The organism is Alcanivorax sediminis (genome assembly GCF_009601165.1).
Classification (GTDB): Bacteria; Pseudomonadota; Gammaproteobacteria; order Pseudomonadales; family Alcanivoracaceae; genus Alcanivorax; species Alcanivorax sediminis.
Genome location: NZ_WIRE01000002.1, coordinates 328,829 through 337,622, shown reverse-complemented (window position 1 = coordinate 337,622; position 8,794 = coordinate 328,829). Strand labels below are relative to the sequence as shown.

The following is an 8,794-nucleotide window of genomic DNA, read 5'->3' as shown; positions in this document are numbered from 1 at the left end:
TCGACTTGCATGTGTTAGGCCTGCCGCCAGCGTTCAATCTGAGCCATGATCAAACTCTTCAGTTAAGAAAAGCGTTTAAAGTGGCCTTCCGAAGAAGGAGCACTTAATACATGCTCAGTTCATCATCTGAATTAACAAAAACTTGTTGACTCGTTCAGAACTGAAATCTCTTAAAGATCCCATCCCGAACAGGTCCCACACGTTTGCTTGCCTGATTGTTAAAGAGCGTCTCGTCCGGTGCCGCGCTTCGCGTTGTTGCCCCGTCGAGGAGTGCGCATTCTAGGGATTTTTGAGGGTGCGTCAACACCTTTTTTCCAAAATCAGGCTTATAAATAACGATTTCGAATAAACTGATGACTTTTTCAGCAACCCTTGGAACACCACAGATCAAAACACGATCAATTTAGCCTGTGTCACCCCCTCAGAAAGTACGTTAAAAAATCCCAACCCATTGATTTATATGTTTTTTCAATATAATCGGTGAGCAGAAGCACGCCGAAGCCACGCCAAACATGAAAAAGCCCCGCATTGCGGGGCTTTTTCATGAGCAGAACCACTTTTCACGTGCTTACAGTTTGGCCGCCACTTCCGCACCCTGACGAATCGCCCGCTTGGCATCCAGTTCCGCCGCCAATTCAGCCCCCCCGATCAGGTGATGGTTACTGCGACCATCCTGATACAGCTCACGCAGAGACTCCTGACCGGCACAGAGAATCACGTTGTCCACGTCCAGCACCCGCATCTCTTCACCGATCTTGATATGCAGCCCGGCATCATCAATCTTTTCATAGCTACAACCTGCCAGCATTTCCACATTGCGGGACTTCAGGGTAGCGCGATGCACCCAGCCAGAGGTCTTGCCGAGATCCTTACCCAGGGAGGTCGTCTTGCGCTGCAGCAAGGTAATCTGGCGAACCGGCTTCTCTACTTCTGGCTCTACCAGGCCACCTCGGGCATCGCTATCCATATCCACACCCCACTCCTTCATCCATTCTGGCAAAGGCTGCTCACCCTCACGGGGAGACTCAGCCAGAAACTCGGAAACATCAAAGCCGATACCGCCAGCACCAATGACCGCGACTTTCTCACCCACTTTGGCATTACCTCTCAGCACATCCACGTAGGACAGTACTTTGGGGTGATCCACACCGGGAATGCCCGGAGTGCGTGGCGTGACACCGGTGGCAATGACGATCTCGTCAAAGCCCTGCTTCTCCAGATCAGCAACCTCGACCCGAGTACCAAGCTGCAGCTTCACCCCGGTGTTCTCGATCCGCTTGCCAAAGTAACGAATGGTGTTATGGAACTCTTCCTTGCCGGGAATCACTTTGGCCATATTGAACTGGCCGCCAATCTCACTGGCCTGATCAAACAGGGTCACATCATGGCCACGCTCTGCGGCAACGGTGGCGCAGGACAGCCCCGCAGGGCCAGCACCAACCACGGCGACCTTCTTCGGCTTCGCAGTTTTCAGGTACAGCAACTCCGTTTCGTGGCAAGCCCGCGGGTTCACCAGACAGGAAGCACGCTTCAGGGAGAAGGTGTGATCCAGACAAGCCTGGTTACAGGCGATACAGGTATTGATCTCGTCCGCACGTCCTTGCGCCGCCTTGTTGACGAATTCCGCGTCTGCCAGCATGGGGCGCGCCATGGAGACGGCATCCGCCTGCCCCTCCACCAGAATCTTTTCTGCCACGTCAGGATCATTGATGCGATTGGATGCCACGACAGGAATGGAGACATGCTCTTTCACCTGACGGGTCGCTTCGACAAAGGCGGCACGCGGCACCGAAGTCACAATGGTCGGCACCCGGGCCTCATGCCAGCCGATACCGGAATTCAGAATATCCACGCCAGCGGCTTCCAGCTCTCGAGCCAGATCCAGCACTTCTTCGCGGGTGCACCCATCCGGAACCAGATCAATCACGGAAAGACGGAACATGACAATGAAGTCGCTACCGCAGCGCTTGCGGATTTCTTGAACGATCTCCACCGGGAAACGACGACGATTCTCGGCCGTGCCGCCGTACTTGTCCTTGCGCTTGTTGGTGCACGGCGCAGTGAACTGGTTAATCAGGTAGCCCTCGGAGCCCATGATCTCAACGCCGTCATAGCCTGCCTGTTTGGCCAGGAACGCCGTATGAGCAAAATCCTTTACCGTCTTTTCCACCTCTTTGGTGGACATGGCCTTGGGTTTGAAGGGGTTGATCGGGCTCTTTAATGCAGAGGCAGAGCGGGAAAACGGATGATAGCTGTAGCGGCCCGCATGGAGGATCTGCAGGGCGATCTTGCCGCCTTCCTGATGTACCGCATCCGTCACCTTGCGGTGATTGCGTACATCCATACGGTTGTTGAACAGACTGGCGAAGGGGTAAAACCAGCCATGCTTGTTGGGGTTGAAGCCCCCGGTCACCATGAGGCCAACACCACCGCGGGCACGCTCAGCAAAGTAGGCAGCCAGCTTGGGGAACTGCCAGAAACGGTCTTCAAGGCCGGTGTGCATGGATCCCATGATCACCCGGTTTTTGAGCTCAGTCTGGCCCACTTTCAGAGGGGAAAGCAGATTGGGGTAGTGCTTGGCTGTCATGGCGGAGTCTCCGAGGTTCACCGATGATGGCTGATTTGCATCTGGACAGCGTCAAGTTAGGGGGTTATGTTGACGGTGTCAAGATGGCTTTACGAGACACACCCGGCTTCACGCTGCAGACAATGGGCGATAGACCCGAAATGACAGGTAAACGCATGACACAGAGCGCCCGGTATCACCATGGAGACCTGCACGACACCCTGCTGCAGGAAGCCAACACTCTGCTGAATGAGCAGGGGGTGGAAGGGTTATCCCTGCGCAAGCTGGCAGAACGCGCCGGAGTATCCCGTACTGCGCCTTATCATCATTTCCGTGACAAGAATGCCCTGCTCTGCGCGCTGGCCACCCGTGCCTTTGCGCAACTGGACGAGCTGATCCAGCGCCAACTGGAAATCACCGGCGCTCATCCTGACATTCAGGCCTTTGTGATCGAGTATCTGCGCTTCGCCACAGAGAATCCGGAGCAATACGAACTGATGTTTGGCCGTACGCTGTGGAAGAGCGGTGAGCCCACCCCGGAACTCAAGAAAGTCGCCTATCGCAGTTTTCGTCATTACGCGGAAGGGCTCAGCGCGTTGCTCCAGGGGCGTCTGCCCAAAGGCACCGATCCGCTCCGTGTAGCCCAGGCCAGCTGGGCCACGATCCATGGCCTTTGTCGGCTCACCATCGACGGCATCTACGTAGATCGTCAGGACATGGAAGCCGTCAGCCAACAGGCTGTCGCACTAATCATGGCAGCGCTTACTCCGGCCAAAAGCGACTGATACACCGCAATTAACGCCCTCCTGATTACTCTGGTCCTGTTCCTCTCACTCGCTAGTCGATAGCCTGAGGACGTACTGCGTTGCGCCACGAAACCGGGAACGCCGAACTGACGCGACAAAACCATCACAACAAGCACAAACATCCCCCACGCTTACCTGTGCGTTGAATGCAGCGGGCCGCGTGAGGCGGGATGCGGCCGCAAAGCGGCAAAAGGGAGGCTGCCATGAAATCCGTACCCACTTTCTGTCGTGTCTGCGAACCCTCCTGTGCTCTGGTAGCGCAGGTGAAAAATGGTCAGGTACAACGCCTGCAACCGGACAGGGACCATCCAGTAACCCAGGGGTTTGCCTGTCACAAGGGTGTTAATTATCTGGCTATCCATCAGGACCCCGACCGGCTGAATATACCTCTGGCACGACAGGGCTCCCGTTTGCCCAGTGAAGGGGAATGGCTTGCGCAGGACTGGGACACGGTGACCCACGATGTCGCCACTACCCTGAACCAGATAAGAGAACAGCATGGGCCGGACGCCGTGGCCGGTTATATCGGTAACCCCACCGCCTTCAACGCTCTTGGCAGCCAGGCCATTGGCGAGTTTTTCATGAATATGGGTAGCCGCCGCATTTTCAACTCCGGCACCCAGGACTGCGCCAATAAGTTCGCTGCCGGTGAAGCCGTCTTCGGCACCAGCACACTACATCCACTGCCGGATTTCGATCACACCGACTGTCTGCTGATCTTTGGCGAAAACCCCAAAATTTCACACATGAGTTTCATCTCCATTGCTGACCCCATGGCCAAAATTCGCGCCGCCTGCCAGCGGGGTGCCAGCGTGTACTACATCAACCCGCGCAAAATCGAATCCGCCAGCCCGAAAACCGGTGACGTAATTCAGATACTCCCCGACACCGACCTCTACCTCATGGCCGCCCTGCTCCATGAGATTGATGCGCTTGGTCGCTTTGATGAGAGCGTGCTGCGCGAGCACGGCAAGCATGTTGCGGAACTCCGTGCATTCATTGCGCCCTACTCTGCCGGCACGGTGGCCGAAGTGGTGGGTCTGCCTGCTGAACAGATCCGTGCTCTGGCCGACGAATTCAGTGCCGCCGAGCGCGCGGCTGTACACATGTCCACCGGCGTCAACATGGGGCGTCATGGCACCCTGTGCTACTGGCTGCTGCAGATGCTCAGCTTCGTTACCGGCAATCTGGATAAACAGGGCGGAAATTTTTACAGCGAAGGGTTTTACCCTGCCGCCAAGGCGGGTCGTGTTCGCAGCGACGATGTCTTCTTCTCCAGCGCCTATGGTGAGATACGCCACATCCGCGGCTCCCTTCCCGGCAACTTGCTCCCCGACATGATTCTGGATGACGAGAATCCTGTTCGTGCTCTGGTAGTGATCGCTGGCAACCCGCTACTTAGCGTGGGTGGCGAGGCGCGCTGGCGGCAGGCTCTGGAAAAGCTGGAGCTACTGGTGGTCATCGATCTGTTCCGCAATGCTACCGGTGAGTATGCCCATTACCTGTTACCCTCAGCCGATATGCTTGAGCGCCCGGACATCAACATCTGCGGTCTGGGCATGCAGTATCAACCCTATGTGCAGTACACCGACGCGGTGGTACCGCCAGCGGAGGATCGCAAGGAAGAGTGGTGGATACTGTCACGCCTGATGCAGCAAATGGGCATGCCGTCCTCTCTGCTGGATCAGCCCGGCAATCCGTTCGGTCGTCTCGAGCACATGATGTCCCGGCATGAACTCACCATTGAAAGCCTGAAAGCCTCCCCGTCAGGCACCGCCGTACTGAATACACAGTCCATCGGCCGCTTTTACAGTGACTTCCTTCAGACCGATGACAAGAAGGTGGATTGCTGCCCGCCCCTGTTTGCCGAAGCAATGACGCTGGCTAACGCACAGTTCGATGCGCTCAAGCAGGATGCCCCTGCATTTCGCCTGATCAACCTGCGTACCAACTACATGCATAACAGCTGGTACCAGAATGTGCCGACGCTGAAACGTGGCAAGCACGACCACAACCCACTGCACATGAATCCACAGGATATGTCCGCACTCGGCCTGGAGGATGGCGACCGCCTGACCGTCAGCAATGAATATGGCGTCGTGGACGCGCGGGTACGTGCCGATGACACCCTGCGACCTGGCGTTGTGGCTATGACCCATGGCTGGGGCAACAAAAACACCCCGGGGCTGACCGTCGCAAACCGTTACCCAGGCGTGAACATCAATGCGCTACTGCCCAATGGCCCCGGAAGTTATGAGAAGTTGAGCAACCAGGCGTTTATGAGCGGCGTGCCGGTCTCTCTCCGCGTGGCAGAAGGGACCTGAACCTGACCGAAAATGACGCGACGCTTTCACCGGGATGACCGGAAAAGATCACACTCATAAAGTGAAGTGTTTTGCATTTTGGGACTACTCCCCTATATTCAGTCTTGTGAAGGAAACACCCTCCGTTTGGGGGATAACAAATCAGGGATCTGCGATTAACGTTGTCCGCGCAGCGCTGCCATGGGGATCTGGCAACGTATAGAGACTCTGAGAGGAAAGACCGATGGAAGCCTTGCTGGATTTCGTGGGGGAAATCTATGAAGCGTCCTACAGGCCCGAGCACTGGGACCATGTCGTTGAACGATTATGTTGCGACCTGTTAAAGGCAAAGTCCGGCGCCCTGTTATTCGAAGATAGACAAACCCGAACCAGAAGCATGATCGGCGCCTACGGCCTGCCGGCATCAGTGAGGGCTTCATATCGTTTCGGCATAGCCAAGTATGACCACACCTTTCAGCTTCAGCGGGAAATGCCCGTTGGCGAAGCCTCACAGATAACCGATGCTGAACAGGTTCGCCATGATCACCCCTTTTATTACCGGCTGATCCTTAAACCAAACGACATCGGTTTCATCTCCGCGATCAATATCTATAACGATGATGAGTGGCATGTGGGTATCGGTCTTCACCGCTCATTTTCTGCGCCGCCGTTCTCGCAGGAAGACTGCCGGATCCTGACAAAACTGTACCCTCACTTCAGCCGTGCGTTACGGATCCACAAAGAGTTCCACCGGCTGCGAACCCGTCAGCAATCTCTACATGAAGCCTTGTCCCGCTTTATGATCGGGCTGATTATCATCGGTCCGGATGGCAAGGTTACCTATCAGATCCCGGTGTCCGAAACCTTGATGGCCAACCACGCTGGGCTGTCGCTGAACAACGGCAAACCCAGGGCTTATTACCCAGAAGAAGACCAGCAATTACAGCGGCTGATCAAAAAGTTGCTGCATGCCGAGCGCAGCAATCTGGACGTTGGCACCGAAGCAATGGGAGTCCATCACCCTGACAGGGAGATGAACATGAACATTATGCTCTCGCCACTCAAGCAGACCGATGAGATGGGCAACGAGCAACCCGGAAGCCTGGCTCTGTACCTGTCGGACCCGGACTCCGCACTTAACCTGCCCGCTACCGCACTGCAATCGCTTTACCGCATGACGCCAAAGGAGGCCAACGTCGCCATTGCACTGGCAAACGGGCTTTCTCCAAGCCAGATCGGTGAACAGCACGGCGTATCGGTAGATACCGTGCGCTCACACCTGAAAAACATCTACTCCAAGATGGGCGTGAACAAGCAGCAGGACGTGATCCGTGTTCTGCTTTCCAGCGCGCAGGTGAGTTGAGTGCTGAATGCCGGACGCATTTTGCGGGCAAATTTTTAGCCTCCAGCATCGGGCACCCAGCGCCAGGCGGCACCGAGCAACCATAAAAAAACCGGCCACTAAGGCCGGTTTTTTTGAAGCGGGAAGGCGATTACTTCTCGAGAATCGCCACCACGCCCTGACCGCCAGCAGCACACACGGAGATCAGTGCGCGGCCGGAGCCTTTCTCGTTCAGCAGCTTGGCGGCGTTGGCGATGATGCGGCCACCGGTGGCAGCGAACGGGTGACCGGCTGCCAGGGAGGAGCCTTTCACATTCAGCTTGCTGCGATCGATGCTACCCAGCGCTTTCTTGCGGCCCAGCTTTTCTTTACAGAATTTGTCGTCTTCCCACATCTTCAGGGTAGACAGAACCTGGGAAGCAAACGCTTCGTGGATTTCGTAGAAGTCGAAGTCCTGCAGGGTGATGCCAGCCTTGTCCAGCATGCTCGGCACACCGTAAGCCGGTGCCATCAGCAGACCTTCTTTCTTGCCGATAAAGTCAACGGCAGCCGCTTCACCCAAAGTCAGGTAAGCCAGAACCGGCAGACCACGCTCTTTGGCCCACTCTTCGGTCGCCAGCAGCACCACGGAGGCGCCGTCGGTCAGCGGAGTGGAGTTGGCCGGGGTCATGGTGCCGTCCGGACCGCCGAAGCAAGGCTTCAGGGTGGCCAGCTTTTCCAGGGTGGAATCACCACGCATGTTGTTGTCGCGGCTCAGGCCCTTGAACGGGGTGATCAGGTCATCCTGCCAGCCGTCTTCATAAGACTTGGCCAGGTTCTGGTGGGATTTCCACGCCAGCTCGTCCTGCTCTTCGCGGGGAATTGCCCACTCTTTGGCAGTAATCGCCTGATGGTCACCCATGGCCAGGCCGGTACGCGGCTCGCCATTCTTGGGAATATCGGGCATCAGGGATTTCGGGTTCAGCAGCTTCAGGCCCAGCTTGGCACGCTCACCGTTGGTCTTGGCACGGTTCAGGGCCATGAATACCTTGCGAGCGTCTTCGTTTACACCCAGGGGAGCATCAGAAGTGGTGTCCACACCGCCAGCAATGGCGCAGTCGATCTGACCCAGGGCGATCTTGTTAGCTACCAGGATAGCCGCTTCCAGACCGGTACCACAGGCCTGCTGCAGATCGTAAGCCGGCGTTTCCGGCGCCAGCTTGGAGCCCAGTACGGATTCACGAACCAGGTTGAAGTCACGGGCGTGCTTCATTACCGCGCCAGCGGCCACTTCATCGATCTTCTGACCGTGCAGCTTGAAGCGATCAACCAGACCATCAATGGCAGCAGTCAGCATTTCCTGGTTGCTGGTATCGATGTAGGCAGTGTTGGAACGGGCGAAAGGAATACGGTTACCACCAATAATGGCAACCTTGCGTACGGCTTTACCTGCCAGCATAAGAATGTCCTCTAACAGAATCAGGGCAACCACCCGAGGGTGGCGACAGTGGCCAGCGCGACCACGGGAAGGAGTCTGTGTACCACTCCTTGCGTTCTCAGCGAGACCAGAAGTGTGCAGCTGCTGCGTCTTGCCTCGCCGGTCAGGGTAAAGTCCTTTCCAAGAGGCTAGGCGCAGCAGCTGCGCGCTTCTGGTCTCGCCCTTCGGGGCTTTCAGGCTGGCCCACACTCGTTGTTGCGCTTTCTCGGCAGGCAACCAGCATGTCTTCGAAAGCGCGCCTAGATTGTGGACCAGCCTGAAAGCCTGAGAATACAAGGAGTGGTACACAGACTCCTCATC

5 protein-coding genes and 1 rRNA gene are annotated in these 8,794 nt (G+C 56.5%); 3 read left to right on the top strand and 3 right to left on the bottom strand.

All coding sequences use genetic code 11. The features are described 5' to 3' along the window. Both GFN93_RS15860 and GFN93_RS15855 read right to left on the bottom strand, forming a co-directional pair. Positions 1–65, bottom strand: a 16S ribosomal RNA gene (locus GFN93_RS15860); the annotation flags it as partial. Between the two features lie 503 nt (positions 66–568). Beyond that, the gene (locus GFN93_RS15855) at positions 569–2,587 is read right to left on the bottom strand and encodes an NADPH-dependent 2,4-dienoyl-CoA reductase (RefSeq protein WP_153502284.1); all 2,019 of its coding nucleotides are present in this window, start codon (positions 2,585–2,587) and stop codon (positions 569–571) included. A gap of 155 nt (positions 2,588–2,742) precedes the next feature. Between GFN93_RS15855 and GFN93_RS15850 the strand changes: the two genes are divergently transcribed. The 3 genes from GFN93_RS15850 to GFN93_RS15840 all read left to right on the top strand — a co-directional run bounded on the left by GFN93_RS15850 (position 2,743) and on the right by GFN93_RS15840 (position 7,038). Beyond that, the gene (locus GFN93_RS15850) at positions 2,743–3,351 is read left to right on the top strand and encodes a TetR/AcrR family transcriptional regulator (protein WP_153502283.1); all 609 of its coding nucleotides are present in this window, start codon (positions 2,743–2,745) and stop codon (positions 3,349–3,351) included. Positions 3,352–3,575: 224 nt separating this feature from the next. Beyond that, positions 3,576–5,696 (top strand): molybdopterin-containing oxidoreductase family protein, encoded by a 2,121-nt coding sequence (locus tag GFN93_RS15845; RefSeq protein ID WP_194285834.1) that lies wholly within the window; start codon positions 3,576–3,578, stop codon positions 5,694–5,696. 223 nt (positions 5,697–5,919) lie between these two features. Continuing rightward, entirely contained in the window at positions 5,920–7,038 is a 1,119-nt protein-coding gene (locus GFN93_RS15840) for a helix-turn-helix transcriptional regulator (protein WP_153502281.1), read from the top strand. A gap of 130 nt (positions 7,039–7,168) precedes the next feature. Here the strand turns inward: GFN93_RS15840 and GFN93_RS15835 are convergent, their stop codons facing one another. Beyond that, positions 7,169–8,455 carry an acetyl-CoA C-acetyltransferase gene (locus GFN93_RS15835; RefSeq protein WP_153502280.1) on the bottom strand — a complete coding sequence of 429 codons (1,287 nt, stop codon included), beginning with the start codon at positions 8,453–8,455 and terminating at the stop codon, positions 7,169–7,171. Positions 8,456–8,794: the final 339 nt, after the last annotated feature.